Source organism: Streptomyces sp. NBC_00306, from assembly GCF_036169555.1.
Lineage (GTDB): Bacteria > Actinomycetota > Actinomycetes > Streptomycetales > Streptomycetaceae > Streptomyces > Streptomyces achmelvichensis.
This window is the reverse complement of record NZ_CP108032.1, coordinates 5,996,116-6,016,666: the sequence shown is the minus strand read 5'-3', so window position 1 is coordinate 6,016,666 and position 20,551 is coordinate 5,996,116. Positions and strand designations below refer to the sequence as shown.

General features: G+C 70.8%; 17 protein-coding genes and 1 pseudogene. 4 read left to right on the top strand and 14 right to left on the bottom strand.

Translation table 11 applies throughout. From position 1 onward, the window contains the following. Positions 1-26: 26 nt before the first annotated feature. Both OHA05_RS26900 and OHA05_RS26895 read right to left on the bottom strand, forming a co-directional pair. Positions 27-1,322 carry an AI-2E family transporter gene (locus tag OHA05_RS26900; RefSeq protein WP_328863466.1) on the bottom strand — a complete coding sequence of 432 codons (1,296 nt, stop codon included), beginning with the start codon at positions 1,320-1,322 and terminating at the stop codon, positions 27-29. A gap of 181 nt (positions 1,323-1,503) precedes the next feature. Continuing rightward, positions 1,504-1,698: a DUF3046 domain-containing protein gene (locus OHA05_RS26895; protein WP_313943720.1), complete on the bottom strand. Its 195-nt coding sequence runs from the start codon at positions 1,696-1,698 to the stop codon at positions 1,504-1,506. Positions 1,699-1,777: 79 nt separating this feature from the next. Between OHA05_RS26895 and OHA05_RS26890 the strand changes: the two genes are divergently transcribed. Then, positions 1,778-2,713 carry a hypothetical protein gene (locus OHA05_RS26890; RefSeq protein ID WP_328861913.1) on the top strand — a complete coding sequence of 312 codons (936 nt, stop codon included), beginning with the start codon at positions 1,778-1,780 and terminating at the stop codon, positions 2,711-2,713. Positions 2,714-2,753: 40 nt separating this feature from the next. Here OHA05_RS26890 and OHA05_RS26885 read toward each other — a convergent pair whose 3' ends face one another. From OHA05_RS26885 to OHA05_RS26875, 3 genes are all read right to left on the bottom strand, one after another. Further along, positions 2,754-3,062: an AzlD domain-containing protein gene (locus tag OHA05_RS26885; protein ID WP_313943722.1), complete on the bottom strand. Its 309-nt coding sequence runs from the start codon at positions 3,060-3,062 to the stop codon at positions 2,754-2,756. Beyond that, positions 3,059-3,904, bottom strand: a complete 846-nt coding sequence (locus OHA05_RS26880; RefSeq protein WP_328863465.1) for an AzlC family ABC transporter permease — start codon at positions 3,902-3,904, stop codon at positions 3,059-3,061. Before OHA05_RS26880 ends, OHA05_RS26885 begins: the two co-directional genes overlap by 4 nt. 61 nt (positions 3,905-3,965) lie before the next feature. Further along, positions 3,966-4,826 (bottom strand): AraC family transcriptional regulator, encoded by an 861-nt coding sequence (locus tag OHA05_RS26875; RefSeq protein WP_328861912.1) that lies wholly within the window; start codon positions 4,824-4,826, stop codon positions 3,966-3,968. Positions 4,827-4,916: 90 nt separating this feature from the next. On the opposite strand from OHA05_RS26875, the gene OHA05_RS26870 reads away from it, so the two are divergent. The 3 genes from OHA05_RS26870 (at position 4,917) to OHA05_RS26860 (ending at position 11,496) form a co-directional block, all read left to right on the top strand. Continuing rightward, entirely contained in the window at positions 4,917-9,548 is a 4,632-nt protein-coding gene (locus OHA05_RS26870) for an ATP-dependent helicase (protein ID WP_328861911.1), read from the top strand. Positions 9,549-9,780: 232 nt separating this feature from the next. Further along, positions 9,781-10,611, top strand: coding sequence for an Fpg/Nei family DNA glycosylase (locus tag OHA05_RS26865; RefSeq protein WP_328861910.1), 831 nt, complete (start codon positions 9,781-9,783; stop codon positions 10,609-10,611). Positions 10,612-10,731: 120 nt separating this feature from the next. Beyond that, positions 10,732-11,496 (top strand): SDR family NAD(P)-dependent oxidoreductase, encoded by a 765-nt coding sequence (locus OHA05_RS26860; RefSeq protein WP_328861909.1) that lies wholly within the window; start codon positions 10,732-10,734, stop codon positions 11,494-11,496. 166 nt (positions 11,497-11,662) lie between these two features. Here the strand turns inward: OHA05_RS26860 and OHA05_RS38275 are convergent. From OHA05_RS38275 to OHA05_RS26815, 9 genes and pseudogenes are all read right to left on the bottom strand, one after another. Further along, a pseudogene (locus OHA05_RS38275) lies at positions 11,663-11,842 on the bottom strand (hypothetical protein); the annotation flags it as partial. A gap of 111 nt (positions 11,843-11,953) precedes the next feature. Continuing rightward, the gene (locus OHA05_RS26850) at positions 11,954-12,424 is read right to left on the bottom strand and encodes a Dps family protein (RefSeq protein ID WP_313943728.1); all 471 of its coding nucleotides are present in this window, start codon (positions 12,422-12,424) and stop codon (positions 11,954-11,956) included. A 190-nt stretch (positions 12,425-12,614) separates the two neighbouring features. Continuing rightward, complete coding sequence (locus OHA05_RS26845; RefSeq protein WP_313943729.1) at positions 12,615-12,998, bottom strand: helix-turn-helix domain-containing protein; 384 nt, start codon at positions 12,996-12,998, stop codon at positions 12,615-12,617. A gap of 109 nt (positions 12,999-13,107) precedes the next feature. After that, the gene (locus tag OHA05_RS26840) at positions 13,108-13,617 is read right to left on the bottom strand and encodes a CinA family protein (protein ID WP_313943730.1); all 510 of its coding nucleotides are present in this window, start codon (positions 13,615-13,617) and stop codon (positions 13,108-13,110) included. Beyond that, on the bottom strand, positions 13,614-14,279 hold the full coding sequence (pgsA, locus tag OHA05_RS26835; RefSeq protein WP_313943731.1) for a CDP-diacylglycerol--glycerol-3-phosphate 3-phosphatidyltransferase: 666 nt from the start codon (positions 14,277-14,279) through the stop codon (positions 13,614-13,616). Before pgsA ends, OHA05_RS26840 begins: the two co-directional genes overlap by 4 nt. Further along, positions 14,276-15,769, bottom strand: a complete 1,494-nt coding sequence (rimO, locus tag OHA05_RS26830; RefSeq protein WP_328861907.1) for a 30S ribosomal protein S12 methylthiotransferase RimO — start codon at positions 15,767-15,769, stop codon at positions 14,276-14,278. Before rimO ends, pgsA begins: the two co-directional genes overlap by 4 nt. 72 nt (positions 15,770-15,841) lie before the next feature. After that, a complete protein-coding gene (locus OHA05_RS26825) occupies positions 15,842-16,666 on the bottom strand; it encodes a helix-turn-helix domain-containing protein (protein ID WP_313948840.1) in 825 nt (274 codons plus the stop codon). A 190-nt stretch (positions 16,667-16,856) separates the two neighbouring features. Beyond that, the gene (locus OHA05_RS26820; protein ID WP_328861906.1) at positions 16,857-19,661 is read right to left on the bottom strand and encodes a DNA translocase FtsK; all 2,805 of its coding nucleotides are present in this window, start codon (positions 19,659-19,661) and stop codon (positions 16,857-16,859) included. Positions 19,662-19,783: 122 nt separating this feature from the next. Beyond that, positions 19,784-20,464, bottom strand: coding sequence for a response regulator (locus tag OHA05_RS26815; RefSeq protein WP_313943734.1), 681 nt, complete (start codon positions 20,462-20,464; stop codon positions 19,784-19,786). Positions 20,465-20,551 lie beyond the last annotated feature (87 nt).

The following is a 20,551-nucleotide window of genomic DNA, read 5'->3' as shown; positions in this document are numbered from 1 at the left end:
GCCCGCACCCTGCCTGGTGGCACCCGTCAGGCGGGACGACCGGGGCCGTCGGTGCCGGGCCCCGCACCGGGTTCGTCGGGCGGATCCCCTGCCGACGGACCACCTGCGGCGGGCGGACCGCCGACGGGCGGCTCCCCCTCGCGCGCGGCTCCCTCAGGCGGCTCGGCCTCGTGCGCGGCCTCAGCGGGCGCGTTCTTCCCCGCGCCCGGGGCATCCCGCTTCTTGCCCAGCACATCGCGCATCCGCCGGAGCGTCCGGCCGCCGCGGTGCCGGTGACCGTGCACCCGAGGGTCGTCGGTCACCTCGTAGCGCTTCACGTAGGCACCCAGGAAGGCCTGGAGCGTGGCGACCGCCGGAATCGCCACCAGGGCGCCCACCGCTCCGAGCAGCGCCGTGCCGGCCACGACCGATCCGAAGGCCACCGCGGGATGGATGTCGACCGTCTTGGAGGTGAGCTTCGGCTGGAGCACGTAGTTCTCGAACTGCTGGTAGACCACCACGAAGCCGAGCACCCACAGCGCGTACCAGGGGTTCACGGTGAAGGCGATCAGCATCGGCAGCGCGCCCGCCAGGTAGGTGCCGATGGTCGGGATGAACTGGGAGACCAGGCCGACCCACACGGCGAGCGCCGGGGCGTAGGGCACACCCAGGATCTCCAGCAGGACGTAGTGCGCGCCGCCCGAAATCAGTGCCATCAGGCCGCGCGAGTAGATGTAGCCACCCGTCTTGTCGACGGCGATCTCCCACGCCCGCAGCACCTCGGTCTGCCGGGCCGGCGGCAGGACGGAGCACAGGGCACGGCGCAGCCGGGGTCCGTCGGCCGCGAAGTAGAACGAGAACAGGAAGATCGTCAGTACCTGGAACAGACCGCCGAGCACGGTGGCCGAGATGTCCAGCACGCCGCTCGCGCTGTTCTGCACATAGCGGCGGAGCCAGTCCGACCGCAGCAGGCTGTCCTGGACCTCCACCCGGGACAGCTGGGTGCTGAAGGTGTCGTTGATCCACTTGATGACCGAGTCGAGGTACTGGGGGAAGTCCTCGACGATCTGCACGATCTGACCGGCCAGCATCGAGCCGAGCAGGAAGACGAAGCCGGCTCCCGCGATCAGCACGGCGAAGAAGACCAGGAAGGTGGCGAGTCCTCGCCGCATCCCCCGCGCGGCCATCCTGCCGACTGCGGGCTCGATCGCCAGCGCCACGAAGAAGGCGATCAGGATGTTGATCAGCAGCCCGATGAGCTGATGGAAGGCCCAACTGCCGAGCTGGAAGCAGGCGTAGAGCGTCAGAGCGAGCACCAGCGCGCGCGGCAGCCAGCGGGGCATCCGGGCAGAACCGGCGGGCTCGGCCACCGGCGGGCTCGGCGGCGCCTGCGGAGGAGTCGCGCCTCCCGCGGGCGTGCCCTGCTCGGTTCTGTCCTGGTCACTCTCGTCGGTCTGGGCCACGGGCTCAGTCTCGCCTACAGCCGCGGCCGCTGGTCGGCCGCCCGGGTGTCCATCACATGAATCACCTCTTGTCGGCAGGTACGTCCATGGCCGCGCACACGGCTCGCCAGACGTCCTTCGCCTCCCAGCCGGACCGCAGCGCCTCGTGGACCGTACGCCCTCCGAGTTCGGTCATCACATGGTCGCGCGCGAAGGAGTCGGCGTAGGAAGGACCGAAGTGGTCCGCCATCCGCTCCCAGAAAATCGTCAACCGCATGACTGCATTATCCCGCTCCCGGGGGTGCAGCATCGTCCGTCCCGCATGCCGAAAGCTCTTTCCGCCCTACCGTCGGAGGATGGCTGGAACCGGAGCAACCTCTGTGCCCTCTCCCGCGTCACCACTCGCCCGCGCCGAGCAGTTCGTCTGGCTCACGGCCCGGGTGCTGGAGCAGCGGCGATTCGCGTATCACTTCCTGCGCGGAAGCTCTGATGCCGTCGAGACCGCCCTGGCCGCCTATCTCGACGAGGACGGCGGCTACGGCCACGCCCTCGAACCGGATCTGCGCGGACCCGTGAGCCAGCCCCTGCACACCGCACACGCCCTGCGCGTCCTGGACTCCATCGGTCGTTGCGGCGGGCTCCGCATCGAGCGGATGTGCCGCTACCTCACCGATGTCTCGACGCCGGACGGTGCGCTCCCCGCCGTCCATCCCTCGCAGCGCGGCTATCCGTCGGCGCCGTTCGTCCCCGTGGTGGACGATCCGCCGAGCGAACTCCTCACGACGGGGCCGGTGGTCGGGCTGCTGCACCGCAACCAGGTCTGGCACGCGTGGCTGTTCCGTGCCACGGACTACTGCTGGACCGCTGTCGACGCGCTGGAGAAGTCGCATCCGTACGAGATCGAGGCGGCGGTCACTTTCCTGGAGGGTGTGCCGGACCGGGTCCGGGCGGAGGCCGCTGCCGACCGGCTCGGGCGGCTGGTGCGGGAGCAGAGACTGGCGGTGCTGGACCCGGCGCGGATCGAGGCGTTCCCGGTCGCCGACGGCTATGCGCCAAAGGAGCACCACTTCCCGCACGACTACGCCCGTACACCTGAATCCCTGGCGAGACGGTGGTTCACGGACGACGAGATGGCACGGTCGCTGGACCACCTGGAGAGCCGTCAGCAGGAGGACGGCGGCTGGCCCGTGAACTGGCGCCAGTGGGCACCCGGTACGGCCCTGGAGGCCCGCCCGATCGTGACGATCGAGGCACTGCGGACACTGCGGGCGTACGGCCGCGCGATCGGCTGACCGCGCAGCCCGCCTCACCGCCTCACTCGTCGCCGCCGCTTCACCCGCCGAGTGCCCGCACTCCCGCCGTGACCGCCACGGCGGCGCCGACCACGATCAGGAAGGGCGCCCGCAGGATCAGCGCGACGGCGGCCGCCGCGAGGCCGGCCGCGCGGGCGTCGAGGACCAGGGAGCTGTTGTCACTGAAGGTCTGCTGGGCGGTCAGGGCGGCCAGCAGCGCGACGGGCAGGAGGGCCGCGAGCCGCTGGACGACCGGGCGCTCGAGCGTGTGCGCCGGCACGAGCAGACCGGCCAGCTTGACCAGGTAGCAGCCGACGGCGGTGGCTGCGATCGCGATCCAGATGCTCATCGGTCGTCTCCCTTCGTGCGGCCGGACTCGTCACGGCCGGACTCGTCACTGCCTCGTTCGGTACGGTCCGCCTCAGCCGTGCCGGCCTCAGCCGAGGCTGCCGGTCCTGCGGCCCTCGCCGCGATATCGGTCTCCTGTGCCCTGCGCCCGAGCAGCCCCCGCCCCTTGAGCCAGAGCACCGCGGGCGCGGCGAGCGCCGCCACCAGCACCGGGACTCCGGCGGGCAGCACCGGCAGGAACCCGAGCCCCAGGACGACGGCCAGCCCGGCGACCACACGTTCGGTCGTCGTCCGCAGCATGGGTGCGAGCAGTGCCAGGAACACGGCGGGTCCAGCGGCGTCCAGCCCCCAGGCATCCGTGTCACCGAGCGCCTCGGCACCGAGCGCGCCGACCAGCGTGGTCAGGTTCCACAGCACGTACAGCGTCAGACCGGTGACCGTGAAGCCGATCCGTACCGCCCGGCGGGTCGGCTGGGCGAGGGAGACGGCCGTGGTCTCGTCGATCACCCAGTGCGCGGCGAACGGACGCACGAAGCGCGGCAGGGCGAGCAACTGCGACAGGCGCAACCCGTAGAAGGCGTTCCGCACGCCGAGGAAGAACGCTCCGGCTGCGGCGGCGAGCGGGTTGCCGCCCGCAGCGATCGCGCCGACGAGCGCGAACTGCGAGGCGCCGGTGAACACCAGAAGGCTCAGCGCGCAGGTCTGGAGCAGGGTGAGTCCGGCACCCGCGGACGTCACGCCGAAGGCGAAGCCGGAGAGGCCGACGGCGATGCCGACGCCGAGCGCGTCCCGGACGACGGCCGAGTCCGGCTTGGACGGGTGCTCTGGGGGTGTCGTGCGTATCTCCGGCGGGCTCGGGGTGCGGGTCTGGGGAGAGGCTGTCTGTTCTGGCACGTCAGGGACGCTACGTGGGGCTCTCGCCCGAGGTCTTGTACGTTCTTGCACGCTCTTTGCGATAGGCGCCGGGAGGCACGCCCACGATCCGGGTGAAATGCCGGTTCAGATGGGGCTGGTCGGTGAACCCCACGGCGACGGCCGCGTCGACGGGCGCGGCCCCGGCGTCAAGGAGTCGACGGGCCCGGCGTACCCGCGCATTGGTGAGCCAGGTGTGCGGAGGCATGCCGTACGCCGCCTTGAAGGCCCGCAGGAGCGCGAAGGGGCTCGTGCCGAGCTCCAGCGCGAGCCGCTCCAGGGACGGCGGATCGGTCATGCGCTCCTCCAACAGCGCTTTCGCCTCCGCTGCCGTACGCGCCCCGGAGGCACTCGGCGTCCGGGAGGGCAGCCGGTGGCCGTGCCGCGCCACCAGCCGGGCCACGGCAACCCGGAGCAAGCTGTCGGCGGCCAGTGCGTTGCCCGCCTCCGCCGCCTGATGGACACCGCGGATGAGTTCGGCGGTCTGTGCGTCCTCGACGATCGTCTCGCCGAACGCCGGCGTGCCGCGCACCGAGCTGACCTCGCCGGCTATCTCGGTGACGAGATCCACGGAGGGGTACAGGGTCGAGTACGCCCAGCCCTCGTCCACCCCGGCCCGCGCCGAATGCGGCACCTCGGGATTGATCATGACGACCGTGCCGGGCCGGGCGCTGATGTTCCCCTCCGGCATGCTCACGTCCTCGACCCCGCCGGTGACCGCCCCGAAGACGAAGCCCTCGTGGCTGTGGCGGGGAAAGGTGTGCCGCACATAGCGGGCCCGCAGGAGGTCGAGGCCGGGCAGTTCCTCGTACTGCCAGTGCCGTGCCCACTCGTGATCCGCCGGACCGCTCATTCAGCCATTGTGCGCCCGAGCGGGCCCCGCTGACCTGCGGGTCCATGACGCGGACAGTAATTGTCAGTGGTCCGGTGCACGATGGTGGACATGGCCAGGACCGCACTCGATTCCTTCTCTCCCGCGACCCGCAGCTGGTTCACGGGAGCCTTCAGCGCGCCCACCGCCGCGCAGGAAGGGGCCTGGCAGGCGATCGGCGAGGGCTCGGACGTCCTGGTCGTGGCGCCGACGGGCTCGGGCAAGACCCTGGCCGCGTTCCTTGCCGCGCTCGACGACCTCGCCTCCACTCCCCCGCCCGCGGACCCGAAGAAGCGCTGCCGCGTCCTGTACGTCTCCCCGCTCAAGGCGCTCGCCGTCGACGTGGAGCGCAATCTCCGCAGCCCGCTGACCGGTATCCGCCAGGAATCCGTGCGTCTCGGGACGCCCGAACCCGAGATCCGTGTCGGCATCCGCTCGGGGGACACCCCCGCCGCCGAGCGCCGCTCCCTGGCCACGAAGCCGCCGGACATCCTCATCACCACACCCGAGTCGCTGTTCCTGATGCTCACCTCCGCCGCACGGGACGCGCTGTCGGGCATCGAGACGGTGATCCTCGACGAGGTGCACGCCGTCGCGGGGACGAAGCGGGGTGCGCACCTCGCCCTGTCGCTGGAGCGTCTCGACGAGCTGCTGCCGCGCCCGGCCCGGCGCATCGGCCTGTCGGCGACGGTCCGCCCGGTGGACGAGGTGGCCCGCTATCTCTCCCCGCAGCGGAAGGTGGAGATCGTCCAGCCGAAATCGGGCAAGGAGTTCGACCTCTCCGTGGTCGTCCCGGTCGAGGACATGGGAGAACTGGGCGGATCCCCTGCGTCCGAGGCCTCGTCGTCGCCGGACGGCGGAGACAAGCCGTCGATCTGGCCGCATGTCGAAGAGAAGATCGTCGACCTCGTCCAGGCCCATCGCTCCACGATCGTCTTCGCCAACTCCCGCCGGCTGGCCGAGCGCCTGTGCAACCGTCTCAACGAGATCGCCTATGAACGGGCCACGGGCGAGGCCATGCCGGAGGAGGCCTCGCCCGCGGAGCTCATGGGGCAGTCGGGGTCCGTGCGCGGCGCCCCGCCCCTCCTCGCCCGCGCGCACCACGGTTCGGTCTCCAAGGAGCAGCGAGCCCTGGTCGAGGAGGATCTGAAGGCGGGGCGGCTGCCCGCCGTCGTCGCCACCTCCAGCCTGGAGCTGGGGATCGACATGGGGGCGGTGGACCTCGTCGTGCAAGTCGAGTCTCCGCCGTCGGTGGCGTCCGGACTTCAGCGCGTCGGCCGCGCGGGCCATCAGGTGGGTGCGGTCTCCACCGGTGTCGTGTTCCCGAAGTACCGCGGCGACCTGGTGCAGTCGGCGGTCGTCACCGAGCGGATGCGCACCGGTTCCATCGAAGCGCTTCGCGTCCCGTCGAACCCTCTGGACGTGCTCGCCCAGCAACTGGTGGCCATGGTCTCCCTGGACACCTGGCAGGTCGACGACCTGCTGGCGCTGACCCGGCGGGCCGCGCCGTTCGCCTCGTTGCCCGAGTCGGCGTTCACGGCCGTCCTCGACATGCTGGCGGGACGGTATCCCTCCGACGCGTTCGCCGAGCTGCGGCCGCGTGTGGTCTGGGACCGCGTCGCGGGCACGGTCACGGGCCGCCCGGGCGCGCAGCGTCTCGCCGTCACGTCCGGCGGCACCATCCCGGACCGCGGTCTGTTCGGCGTGTTCCTGGCAGGCGCGGACCCGAAGAAGGGCGGCGGCCGGGTCGGCGAGCTCGACGAGGAGATGGTGTACGAGTCGCGGGTGGGCGACGTCTTCACTCTGGGCACCACCTCGTGGCGGATCGAGGACATCACGCGCGACCGGGTGCTCGTCTCCCCCGCGCCCGGAGTTCCGGGACGCCTGCCCTTCTGGAAGGGCGACCAGCTGGGGCGCCCGCTCGAACTGGGGCGCGCGGTGGGCGCGTTCCTCCGGGAGGTCGGCGGACTGTCCTCCGAGGACGCCCGGCTGCGGATGCTGGCCGCCGGCCTGGACGCCTGGGCCGCCGACAACATCCTGGCGTACCTCGACGAGCAGCGCCGTGCGTGCGGCCATGTGCCCGACGACCGGACGATCCTCGTCGAGCGGTTCCGGGACGAGCTGGGCGACTGGCGGGTGGTGATCCACTCGCCGTTCGGCGCCCAGGTGCACGCCCCCTGGGCGCTGGCGCTCGGCGCCCGGCTCAGTGAGCGGTACGGCATGGACGCCCAGGTCATGCATGCCGACGACGGCATCGTGCTGCGGCTGCCGGACGCCGATCTGATGGGCCTGGACCTCCTGGACCAGGACCCGGTGCATCTGGATGCGACGTTCGACAGCGACCAGGCCCCGGTCGGGGCGGCCGACGCCGTCTTCGACAAGGGCGAGATCAACCAGATCGTCACCGACCAGGTGGGCGGCTCCGCGCTGTTCGCCTCCCGGTTCCGCGAGTGCGCCGCACGGGCGCTCCTGCTGCCCCGGCGCAACCCCGGCAAGCGCACCCCGCTGTGGCAGCAGCGCCAGCGTGCGGCCCAGCTCCTGGAGGTGGCGAGCGAGTTCGGGTCCTTCCCGATCGTCCTCGAAGCGGTCCGCGAGTGTCTCCAGGACGTGTTCGACGTGCCGGGCCTGACCGAGCTGATGGGCGACATCGAGGCCCGCCGGGTCCGGATGGTCGAGGTCACCACTCCCGAGCCCTCGCCCTTCGCCCGTTCGCTGCTGTTCGGCTATGTCGCCCAGTTCCTCTACGAGGGCGACTCCCCGCTGGCCGAGCGCAGGGCGGCGGCCCTGTCGCTGGACTCCCGGCTGCTGTCCGAGCTCCTCGGCCAGGCGGAGCTGCGCGAGCTGCTCGACGCCGACGTACTGACCGAGCTGGAACGCGAGCTCCAGTGGCTCACCGAGGACCGAAGGATCAAGGACGAGGAGGGGGTCGCCGACCTGCTGCGGCTCCTCGGCCCGCTGACGGACGCGGAACTCGTCGAGCGCGGCGCCGAACGGCAGTGGCCCCGGGACCTGGCCGCGTCCCGCCGGGCGATTCAGGTGCGGATCGCCGGAGCCGATCACTGGGCGGCGATCGAGGACGCCGGACGGCTGCGCGACGCACTCGGCACCGCGCTCCCGGTCGGCGTCCCCGAGGCTTTCACCGAACCGGTCAAGGATCCACTGGGCGATCTGCTCGCCCGGTACGCGCGGACGCACGGCCCGTTCACCACCGCACAGGCCGCCGGCCGCTTCGGGCTGGGCGTGGCCGTGACCGACGGTGCGCTGCACCGGCTCGCTGCGAACGGGCGCGTGGTGCAGGGCGAGTTCCACCCCGCCGGCATCGGCCAGGAATGGTGCGACGCGGCCGTGCTGCGACGGCTGCGCCGCCGGTCGCTGGCGGCCCTGCGCCACGAGCTGGAGCCCGTGCCACCGGCAGCGCTGGCCGCCTTCGTCCCCCAATGGCAGCACCTGGGCAACAACAGCCTGAGCGGCATCGACGGGCTGGCCCGCGCCATCGAGCAACTGCAGGGCGCGGCCGTCCCCGCCTCCGCCCTGGAGAAGCTGATCCTGCCCTCCCGCGTCCGCGGCTACAGCCCCGCGATGCTGGACGAGCTGACCACGGCCGGCGAAGTCCTGTGGGCCGGTGCGGGCGCGCTGCCCGGCAAGGACGGCCGGGTCTCGCTCTACCTCGCCGACGCGGCACCGCTGCTGCTTCCCCAGCCCCATCCGCTGGAGCTCACCGCGCTCCACGAATCCGTCCTGACCAGCCTGGCCGCGGGATACGGGCTGTTCTTCCGCCAGATCGCCGAGCAGATCCGGGCCACGACCCACCCGGACGTCAACGATCCCCAACTGGCCGACGCCGTATGGGACCTGGCCTGGTCGGGCCGGCTCACCAACGACACCCTCTCCCCGCTGCGCTCGCTGCTCGGCTCGGGCCGCACCGCCGGGTCGACGGCGCACCGCGCCAAGCGGACGGTGCCCCGCGGGCGATACGGAAGCCTGACGGCGAGCGCCCGCACCGCTTCCCGTACCGGGCCACCGACGGTCAGTGGCCGCTGGTCACTGCTGCCGCCCCTCGAACCCGAACCGACCCATCGCGCACACGCCCTGGCCCGCACCCTGCTCGACCGACATGGCGTGGTGACCCGGGGCGCGGTGGCGGCCGAGGGGGTCGAGGGCGGCTTCTCCGCCACGTACCGGATCCTCGCCGCCTTCGAGGACAGCGGACAGGCGCGGCGCGGCTATGTGGTCGAGGGGCTGGGGGCGGCCCAGTTCGCGATGGACGGCGCGGTGGACCGTCTCCGGGCCGCAGCCAACACCCTGGACCGGAGCGGAGGCGACGCGCCGCCCCAGGCGGTCGTGCTGGCGGCCGCGGACCCTGCCAACGCCTACGGAGCCGCGCTGCCCTGGCCCGAGCCGCCGGACGGCGCCGGCCACAAGCCGGGCCGGAAAGCGGGATCCCTGGTGGTCCTGGTCGACGGCGAGCTCACGATGTACATGGAGCGCGGCGGCAAGTCGCTGCTGTCGTGGGCGACCGACCCGGATGCGCCGGCTCTCCATGCGGCGGCCACGGCACTGGCGAACGCGGCGCGTGCGGGAGCCATCGGCACGATCACGGTGGAACGGGCGAACGGGGTCTCGGCGCTGACCTCACCGCTGTCCCGGGCGCTGGAGGTCTCGGGCTTCCTCGCCACACCGCGAGGGCTTCGGCTGCGCCCCTGAAGGCGTTGGCCTCGAGGTCGGGAGTTCGAGAGTCCGCAGAGAGACGGCCCGCCCACAGACGCGTTTCCCGCGAGGTCGGGGCGCGGGAGGGTCCGGGCCGTCACAGAGAAGGCCCGCTCCCCCTTACGGAATGCTGCGCACAAGGCTCGCTCCCGGGTACGCCCCCTCACCCCGAGGGCTCATTTGCGCGGCCCGGCTCCCACACCGTGCCCGCCTCGCGCATCATGGATCCATGCCCGAAGGAGACACCGTCTGGCTGACCGCGAAGCGGCTGCACACGGCCCTCGCGGGCCAGGTGCTCACCGTGTCCGATCTACGCGTGCCGCGGTTCGCGACCGCCGACCTCACCGGCCGGTCCGTTCTGGACGTCACCTCACGCGGCAAGCATCTCCTCACCCGTTTCGAGGGCGGTCTCACCCTCCATTCGCACCTGCGGATGGACGGCGCGTGGCGTGTGTTCGCCGTCGGCAAGCGCTGGAGCGGCGGACCCGCGCATCAGATCCGGGTCGTCCTCGGCACCGCCGCCCAGACGGCCGTCGGCTATCGCCTCCCCGTCCTGGAGCTGGTCCGCACGGCCGAGGAGAGCACCGTCGTCGGCCATCTCGGTCCCGATCTCCTGGGCCCTGACTGGGACCCCGACACCGCCCGGGTCAACCTCCTCGCGGACCCGGCCCGCCCTCTCGGCGAAGCACTCCTCGACCAGCGCAATCTCGCCGGGATCGGCAATGTCTACAAGTCGGAGCTCGCGTTCCTCGCCGGGGTCACGCCCTGGCTCCCCGTGGGCGAACTGCCCGAGGACGTCCCCGCCCGGCTCGTCGCCACCGCACAGCGGCTCCTGGAGCTCAACAAGAACACCTTCGAACGGCAGACCACGGCCACCGACCGCAGTGTGCTGGCCGGCCCTCGTCGGCAGGCCTTCGGCCCCCGGCTGTACGTCTACGGCCGGGGCGGCCATCCCTGTCTGCGCTGCGGCACCGCCGTACGCAAGGCGGACCAGAGCGATGGCACCGGCGAACGCGTCACGTACTGGTGCCCGGGCTGCCAGGCGGGCCCGACTCCCTGACACCTCCGGCCAGGCCACCCCGGCACCCCGGCACCCCGGCCCTCACGTGTACGCGTCGACGGACAACGAGTCCACGACGACCAGTTGACGGTCCGTCAGATCTGGTCGTACGGTCCCGGCATGGGTCTCACCGCGTACGACCTCACCGGCCGGACGGCGTTCGTCACCGGTGCAGCCGGCGGCATCGGCCGGGCCTCGGCCGTACTCCTGGCCGAAGCAGGTGCCGCGGTCCACTGCGCCGACGTCGACGAGAAGGGACTGGACGAGACCCGCAGCATGATCAGCGACGCGGGCGGCACGGTCTCCACCCACACCCTCGATGTCGCGGACCGCGCACAGGTGAAGGCCGCGATCGAGAGCGCCGGACGGCTCGACGTCCTGGCCGCGATCGCCGGAATCATGCACAGCAGCTCCGTACTGGAGACCAGGGACGAGGACCTCGACCGTGTCCTCGCCGTCAACTTCAAGGGAGTTCTGTACGCCTGCCAGGAGGCGGCACGCACCATGATCGCGGCCGGCACTCCGGGGTCCCTCGTCACCATGGCCTCAGGAGCCGTGGACGCGGCCGGCGCAGGTCTGCTCTGCTACAGCGCGGCCAAGGCTGCCGTCGTCCAGCTGACGAAGACGCTGGCCACCGAACTCGGCCCGCACTCCATACGCGTGAACGCCATCGCCCCCGGCTGGGTCCGCACCCCGATGACCGACCGCCACGACACGACGCTCCAGCATCAGGCGGAGGCGGCCATGGTCCGGCTCTCTCCGCTCCGCAGGGTCGGTGAGCCCGAGGACATCGCGCACGCGGTCCTCCATCTCGCCTCGGATGCATCGTCGTTCACGACGGGTCAGATCATTCGCCCGAACGGGGGCGTCGCCATGCCCTGGTGAGGCCGGAACCACCGTGGACCTGGGGACCCTGCAGTGCCTGCGTGACGCGCCGCATCCACGTGCTGCGCGATGCCTTACCAGTACGGCGCGATCCTCCACCGACGCGAGCCGGACCCTCGGCAGCAGCCCCGCCGCCGATGCGGGCCACCGTCCCACCACCCCCGCGGGATGCCGTGACGTGCACCGGCAGCAGGCTCAGCCCCCAGCCGCCCGCCGCCACCGCCCCCTCGACCAGACCGGACTGGTCCGGCGCCAGCAGCAGACGCAACACCGCCCACCACCACAGACCGCCGGCTATGAGTCCCAGGGCGACCACGGGCACGCGCACTCCTCCGCCTCGTGCCATGGCTCGCCTCCCTCCGGACCACGCTAGACCGGCGCGATCATCCGCCGGGAGGGCGCACCGGATGCAGGCCCGGCGCGCGAAACGGCACCGGGCTCCGATCTACGCGCTCTTCTACGCGCTCTCGGCCTGGAACATCCAGGCGTGCTTCTCCAGGTCCGCTGTGAGCCCGATCAGGATGTCCTGGCTCACGGGGTCCGGTTCGTCCGTCACCTCGATACGCTCCCGCATCCGCTCGATCACCGCGCCGAGGGCGTCCACCAGCGTCTTCACTGCGTCGACGTCCTTGATCCAGCCCTCCGGGACGGTGCCGATGGCACTCTGCGACGCCACCGTGCCGGCCCGGCCGTCCGGGGTCACACCGATGGCAGAGCAACGTTCGGCCACGGTGTCCGAGTGCAGGCGGGCCGTGTCCACGACCTCGTCGAGCTGGAGATGGACGGACCGGAAGCGCGGCCCCACGACGTTCCAGTGGACCTGCTTGGCCACGAGGCCGAGATCCACCAGATCCACCAGCGCTCCGCGAAGCGCGTTACCGACCGCCTTGAGGTCGGCCTCGGACAACGGGCTCTTCACGACAGACATGCGTGTCCTCCAGTAGGTGGTCAGCGCGAGTCAGCTCGAGTCAGCTCGGCTGTCAGGCTTACCCACCATGACATAGACGCCCGTACCAGACATTCGGACACAAACCTCGCAAAGCAAAAACCCCGGCGCGCCGCCCGCAGGGGCAGCGACCGGGGCTCAGCTCGAAAACGAGCCGCACCAGCCGTACGTATCAGGCGGCCACGACGTCGACCGCCTCCGCAGGCGCCTTGATGGTCACCCGCTCCGTCGGCACACCTGCCACCGACGTCACGGATACGGAATTGAGCATCGGGCGTACTGGCACAGGCACCGTCTCGGTGGCCGCTGCCGACTCGGCCAGTTCGGCCAGCGACAGCTCGTCGCTCACTTCTCGCATGAGCTCGGACATCCGTACGTCAAGCGCGTCGCAGATGGCGGAGAGCAGCTCAGAGGAAGCCTCCTTCTGCCCCCGCTCCACCTCGGAGAGATAGCCGAGCGAAACTCGGGCGGACGAGGAGACTTCGCGCAGAGTACGGCCCTGGCGCTGGCGCTGCCGACGCAGCACGTCACCCAGCAGGCGACGGAGCAGAATCATCGGTGGCTCCCTCCTCGGACCGTGTAGCCGCATCCTTCACGCCCCACCGTACCGCCTCGCGCTGCGGCCGTGCGGGGAGCGATGTCGTGTTCACTCAGGGCTGCAAACATCAATTCCCCCCGTTCTGTTCCGTATCCTGTGCCCTCGCATTTTCGTGCAGTTCGCCGGAGAGCAGCTCGAGCACGCTCCGTACACTCTCTCTACGGATTTCCGCCCGGCCACCGTTCAACCGCAATGCGGCGACTTTCCGTGAACCGTCCGGCCCGGCGACGGCGACGAAGACCGTCCCGACGGGCTTCCCGTCCTGCGGCTCGGGACCTGCCACACCGGTGGTGGCGATGCCCCAGCCGGCGCCCAGGACCGTGCGCACACCGGCCGCCATCTGCACAGCGACCTCGGCGTCCACCGCGCCCCGCTCCGCCAGGAGGGTCCCGTCGACGCCCAGGACGTCCCGCTTCAGCTCGGTTGCGTACGCCGTGACGGACCCGCGGAAGGCCGCCGAGGCCCCGGGGACACCGGTGAGCTCCGCGGCCACCAGACCGCCCGTCAGGGACTCCGCGGCCGCCAGGGTCTGACCACGCTCCGCAAGCACCGCGATGATCCGGGCGGCGACGGTCACAGGTCGGCCTCCGCCACGGCACGCTCCCTGGCCAGCCCCTTGCGCCTCAGCACAATCGCCTGCCGCACGTAGTCGAGGCCGGTGAGCACCGTCAACACGACGGCGAGGGCCATCACCCAGAAGCGGAGGGTGGCGAGTGGACCGGTCAGTGCGAGGACGTACATCCCGACCGCCGCGCCCTGCGCGAGGGTCTTCATCTTGCCGCCGCGGCTGGCGGGAATCACGCCGTGGCGGATCACCCAGAACCGCATGAGCGTGATGCCGAGCTCGCGGAAGAGGATCACTCCGGTCACCCACCACGGCAGATCGCCGAGCGCGGACAGGCAGATCAGGCCGGACGCCATGATCGCCTTGTCGGCGATCGGATCGGCGATCTTCCCGAAGTCGGTGACCAGGTTGTACGTACGCGCCAGATGACCGTCGAAGATGTCCGTGATCATGGCGACGGCGAAAGCGGCCCATGCCCAGGCCCGCCATGCCGGGTCGTACCCGCCGTCCTGCAGCATGAGCAGGACGAAGGCGGGCACCAGCACCAGCCGCACCATGGTGAGGATGTTGGCGATGTTCCAGAGGCTGGCCTGATTGACGGCCGCAGCGCCGAGCTTGCCGCCGGGCGCGGGCCTACCCGTGCCGCCCCCCGCGGATGCCGGCACTCCGGTCATCTGGCCGCCTCCTGAACCCTGTGGTCGCCCTCCAGGACCTCGCAGAACTCGGCCACCAGGTCGACACCCTCCGTACCGACAGCCTTCGCCACGACCATACGGCCGGGGACCAGACCCTCGCCCGAGGTGAAGATCACCTGGCCGTCCGTCTCCGGGGCCTGGTGCGCGGCGCGGCCGACCGCACCGTCCTCCCCGTCCACGGACTCGACGAGCACCTCCAGGCGCTCACCGAGCCGCTCCTCGGCGCGCTGCGCCGTCAGCTCCTCCGCGAGCCGCGACAGGTGCTCCAGCCGCTCGGCGATGACGTCGGCGTCCAGCTTGTTGTCGTACGAGACGGCTTCCGTGCCGTCCTCGTCGGAGTAACCGAACACACCGATGGCGTCCAGACGCGCATGCGTGAGGAAGCGTTCCAGCTCGGCGAAGTCGGCCTCGGTCTCGCCGGGGAAACCGACGATGAAGTTCGAGCGCACACCGGCCTGCGGCGCCTTGGTCCGGATGGTGTCCAGCAGCTCCAGGAACCGCTCGGTGTCGCCGAAGCGCCGCATGGCTCGGAGCACGCCGGGGGCGGAGTGCTGGAACGAGAGGTCGAAGTAGGGCGCGATCTTCGGCGTCGAGGTCAGCACGTCGATCAGCCCGGGCCGCATCTCGGCCGGCTGGAGATAGCTGACGCGCACCCGCTCGATGCCGTCGACGTCCGCGAGCTCCGGCAGCAGGGTCTCCAGCAGCCGGATGTCGCCGAGGTCCTTGCCGTACGAGGTGTTGTTCTCGGAGACCAGCATGACCTCCTTGACACCCTGCTCCGCCAGCCAGCGCGTCTCACCGAGGACGTCGCTGGGCCGCCGGGAGATGAAGGAGCCGCGGAAGGAGGGGATCGCGCAGAAGGAGCAGCGGCGGTCGCAGCCGGAGGCGAGCTTCACGGACGCGACGGGGCTGGTGCCGAGGCGCCGGCGCAGCGGGGCACGCGGCCCGGACACCGGGGCGACCCCCTCGGGAAGGTCCTCGGGCACGTCCTCGGGAGCCTGGGCGTGGCCCGGCAGCGCGACCTCGGTCGCCGACTGGCGTTCCACCGGGCTGAGCGGCAGGAGCTTGCGACGGTCGCGCGGAGTGTGCGAGGCGTGGACACCGCCGCTGAGGATGGTCTGCAGCCGGTCGGAGATGTCGGAGTAGTCGTCGAAGCCGAGCACACCGTCCGCCTCGGGCAGCGCCTCGGCGAGTTCCTTGCCGTACCGCTCGGCCATGCAGCCGACCGCCACGACGGCCTGGGTTCTCCCGTGGTCCTTCAGATCATTGGCTTCGAGGAGGGCGTCGACGGAGTCCTTCTTCGCGGCTTCGACGAAGCCACAGGTGTTGACGACGGCGACGTCCGCGTCGGCGGCTTCCTGGACGAGCTCCCAGCCGTCCGCTGCCAAGCGGCCTGCAAGCTCCTCCGAGTCCACCTCGTTACGGGCGCAGCCAAGAGTGACAAGGGCGACGGTACGGCGTTCGGGCATGGGCTCAAGACTACTTTGTCCACGCCCTCACCCCGGCCCCGAGGGTTCCCGGCCGTCCGCCGCCCTGTGGCGTCAGCCGACCTCGGGGTCACCCTTGGTGTACGACAGCCGCTCGACCTGGCCCGTCTCGAACCGGTCCTCGACCTTCTTGCCGTTGACGTACAGCTCGATCGCGCCGGCGTTGCCGAGGATCAGATCGACCCGCTCGTCGTCCTGGAAAGTCTTGGACTGGCCCTTCAGAAGGGTGCCGTCGAAGAGCAGCTTGCCGTTGTGCGACTTGGCGGAGATCCAGCTCTTGTCGTCCAGGACGGACAGCTTCACCGTGACCTTGTCCTTCGGCACCGCGGCGATCGCACTGTCGGAGGGTTCGGGCTTGGGGTCGACGGGCTTGCTCGTGGACTTGCTGGGCGAGGGCTTCTTGTCGGGCGCCGAGCCCTCGGCGACGTTGGAGCCGTCCTTGCCCTCGTCGTCGCCGTTGAACAGCGTGAAGCCGACAAAACCGATCACGGCGACGATCGCCGCGACCATCGCCGCGGTCCAGTTGGGCCGCTGGCGCTCGGGCCGGATGCGTTCGGCCTCGAACAGCGGCGCGGCGGGCGTCGGCGCGGGCCGCCCACCGTGCTCGGCGTCGAACTGGGACACGAGCGGATCAGGATCGAGGGCGACGGCACGCGCGATCATGCGGATGTGGCCGCGCGCGTACACGTCACCGCCACAGCGGGAGAAGTCGTCCTGTTCGATCGCGGTGACGATCGGGACGCGCACCCGGGTGGAGGCACTGACCTCGTCGACGGTCAGACCTGCGTCGATGCGGGCTTGCTGGAGCACATGACCGATCGAAGGCCGGTCGTCCTCGGGGGAAGGCCGGTCGTCTTCGGGGGAGTTGCCGATGGACACGGGGGTGCCTTTCGAGCGTGTAGCCACCTGCTGGAGGTTCAGTCTATGGGTGGTACGAAAGGGTGGGGCAACTGGGCGGAGGGAGTTTGTACGCCATCGGAATGGCCGGGCATCCGTGATGGTGGGACATCTGTATGTCCCTCCCTCCAACTTGACGTAGGACCGGGGGAAACGGTTGCTCTCGAAACCCTTACGAGTGAGACTCCCCGCGGATCACGGCCAGCACTCCATCCAGCTCATCAGGTTTCACCAGAACATCACGAGCCTTTGAGCCTTCGCTCGGGCCGACGATGTTGCGCGACTCCATCAGGTCCATCAGCCGTCCGGCCTTGGCGAAACCGACGCGCAGCTTGCGCTGGAGCATCGACGTGGACCCGAACTGGGTGGATACCACAAGTTCGGCGGCCTGGCAGAGCAGATCCAGGTCGTCGCCGATGTCCTCGTCGATCTCCTTCTTCTGCTTGGTGCCGACCACGACGTCGTCGCGGAAGACCGGTGCCATCTGATCCTTGCAGTGCTGGACGACGGCCGCGACCTCGTCCTCGGTCACGAAGGCACCCTGCATACGGGTGGGCTTGTTGGCCCCCATGGGCAGGAAGAGCCCGTCGCCCTTGCCGATCAGCTTCTCCGCGCCCGGCTGGTCGAGGATGACCCGGCTGTCGGCGAGCGAGGAGGTGGCGAAGGCGAGCCGGGACGGCACGTTCGCCTTGATCAGACCGGTGACGACGTCCACGGACGGCCGCTGCGTCGCCAGTACCAGATGGATGCCCGCGGCGCGCGCCAGCTGCGTGATGCGGACGATCGCGTCCTCCACGTCCCGCGGCGCGACCATCATCAGGTCGGCGAGCTCGTCCACGATGACGAGCAGATAGGGATACGGCGACAGCTCGCGCTCGCTGCCCTCGGGGGCCTTCACCTTGCCGTTGCGCACGGCCTGGTTGAAGTCGTCGATGTGCCGGTATCCGAACGCCGCGAGGTCGTCGTAGCGCAGGTCCATCTCCCGCACGACCCACTGGAGCGCCTCGGCGGCCCGCTTGGGGTTGGTGATGATCGGGGTGATCAGGTGCGGGATGCCCTCGTAAGCGGTGAGTTCGACCCGCTTGGGGTCGACGAGCACCATCCGGACGTCCTCCGGGGTGGCGCGCACCATGACCGAGGTGATCAGGCAGTTGATGCAGGACGACTTGCCGGAGCCGGTCGCGCCGGCGACCAGGACGTGTGGCATCTTGGCGAGGTTGGCCATCACATAGCCGCCCTCGACGTCCTTGCCGAGCGCGACCAGCATCGGGTGGTCGTCCTCGGCCGCGTCCGCGAGCCGCAGGACGTCGCCGAGGTTGACCATCTCGCGGTCCGTGTTGGGGATCTCGATGCCGACCGCGGACTTGCCGGGGATCGGGGAGATGATCCGGACATCGGGACTGGCGACGGCGTACGCGATGTTCTTCGTCAGGGCGGTGATCCGCTCGACCTTGACCGCCGGGCCGAGTTCCACCTCGTAGCGGGTGACCGTCGGGCCCCGGGTGAACCCGGTGACGGCCGCGTCGACCTTGAACTCCATGAAGACGTTGGAGAGCGAGGCGACGATCGCGTCGTTGGCGGCGCTGCGGGTCTTGCCCGGCCCTCCCCGCTCCAGCAGGTCGAGCGACGGGAGGGAGTACGTGATGTCGCCGGCGAGCTGGAGCTGCTCGGCGCGCGGCGGCAGGGGCTGGGAGTCGTCGGGGGCGGGCTTGGTGAGATCGGGGACGGGCCCGCTCTGCGAGGAAGTCTCCTCGGGCTCCTTGACCCGTCGCTTCCTGGGCTCCGCCTGCTCGGGCTCGCGCGCGGCCGGCAGCGGGGACGCGGCACGCTGCCGCTCGGCGGTGACGTCCTTGGTCAGATCGGCGACCAGGGGCGAGGGCGGGAATCCGTTGTAGACGGCTCCGTCGAGCGCCGCGGCCGCGGCGGCCGCCACGTCCACGGCGTCCATCGGGCGGTCCATCGCGGGCTGCACCGAGCCGCGGCGCGGCCGGCGTCGCCTCGACAGGGCCTCCGACTCGGCCTGGTCCGGGTCGTAGTCGACGGGGGCCTCGCTGCGGCGGGCGCCCGAGCGGCGGGCGCGGGCCGGGACGGCCTCGCGCCACTGCTCGTCGTAGCGGTGGTCGTCGTCCGTGCCCTCGTACTCGCCGTCCCCGTACTCCCCCGGCTCGTACACCGGGTCGACGATGCCGAGCTTGGCGCCGAGCAGTCGCAGCCGCTGCGGAATGGCGTTGACCGGCGTGGCGGTGACGACGAGCAGACCGAAGAGCGTGAGCAGGACCAGCAGCGGTACCGCGAGCACCTCACCCATCGTGAAGATCAGCGGCTTGGACGCGGCCCAGCCGATCAGACCGCCGGCGTCCTGCATGGCGCCGGTGCCCTCGCCGCGCCCCGGAGAGCCGCACGCGATGTGCACCTGGCCGAGCACGCCGACGACGAGGGCCGACAGGCCGATGACGATGCGGCCGTTGGCCTCGGGCTTCTCGGGATAGAGGATCAGCCGGACGGCGACCGCGCCGAGCAGTATCGGCACCAGCAGATCGAGCCTGCCGAAGGCACCGGTCACCAGCATCTCGACGAGATCGCCGACCGGACCGCGGAGGTTGGACCAGGTTCCGGCGGCGACGACCAGCGCGAGTCCGAGGAGCAGCAGCGCCAGGCCGTCCTTGCGGTGGGCCGGGTCGAGTCCCTTCGCGCCACGCCCTATGCCGCGGAGCATCGCACCCAGGCCGTGCGCGAGTCCGAGCCAGAGCGCGCGAGCGAGCCGATAGACACCACCGGTGGGAGACGGTGCCGGTTTCGGCGCGACCTTCTTGGCAACGGCCTTCTTGGCCGGTGCCTTCTTCGCGGGCACGGTCTTCTTTGCGACGGCTTTCCTGGCGGGCGCCGCCTTCTTCGCGGCACCGGTCGTACGGCCGGGGCGCGGCTTCGCGGTGCCCGCCGTGCCCTGGGAACCCTTGCCGGACGTACGTGAGGCCATAGTGGTGAGGTTACCGGTGTGGGAGGCAGTGGACACGTGTGCTTACTGCTTCACCCGTTCGTGTCGCCCTGCGGAGGCGGCAAAGTGACGTTCCCTCACACACCGGCCGACACTTCGGCCGCTCAGTTCTGCGAGGGCAGGGCGCTGGGGCCGCCGGTACCCGGTTCCAGTGCGTCCAGGGCTCTGCGCAAACCCGTGAGTTTGCGCTCGAGATGGGCCGCGGTCGCCACGGCGGCCGCATCCGCGGAGTCGTCGTCGAGCTGCTTCGAGAGCGCCTCCGCCTGCTCCTCGACGGCCGCGAGGCGCGCGGAGAGCTCGGCGAGCAGGCCCGCCGGCTCCTTGTGGTTGTCGGCGCCCGACTGCCCGCCGCCCTCCAGCTGAAGCCTCAGCAGCGCGGCCTGCTCCCGCAGTTGGCAGTTCTTCATGTACAGCTCGACGAAGACCGAGACCTTGGCGCGCAGCACCCACGGGTCGAACGGCTTGGAGATGTAGTCGACCGCGCCCGCGGCATAGCCCCGGAACGTGTGATGCGGTCCGTGGTTGATCGCGGTGAGGAAGATGATCGGGATGTCCCGGGTCCGCTCCCGCCGCTTGATGTGCGCCGCGGTCTCGAAACCGTCCATTCCAGGCATCTGGACGTCCAGCAGAATGACCGCGAAGTCGTCTGTCAGCAGCGCCTTGAGCGCTTCCTCCCCTGACGATGCCCGCACCAGTGTCTGATCGAGCGCAGAGAGAATGGCCTCCAGCGCCAGCAGATTCTCCGGCCGGTCATCGACCAGGAGGATCTTGGCCTTCTGCACCATGCCCCGTCCTCCTCGCCCCGGCGTGGGGTCTCCCCAGCTCTTCGAGCCGGGGGACGCACCGGGCGCCGCCCCAGGGGGCGACTCCCT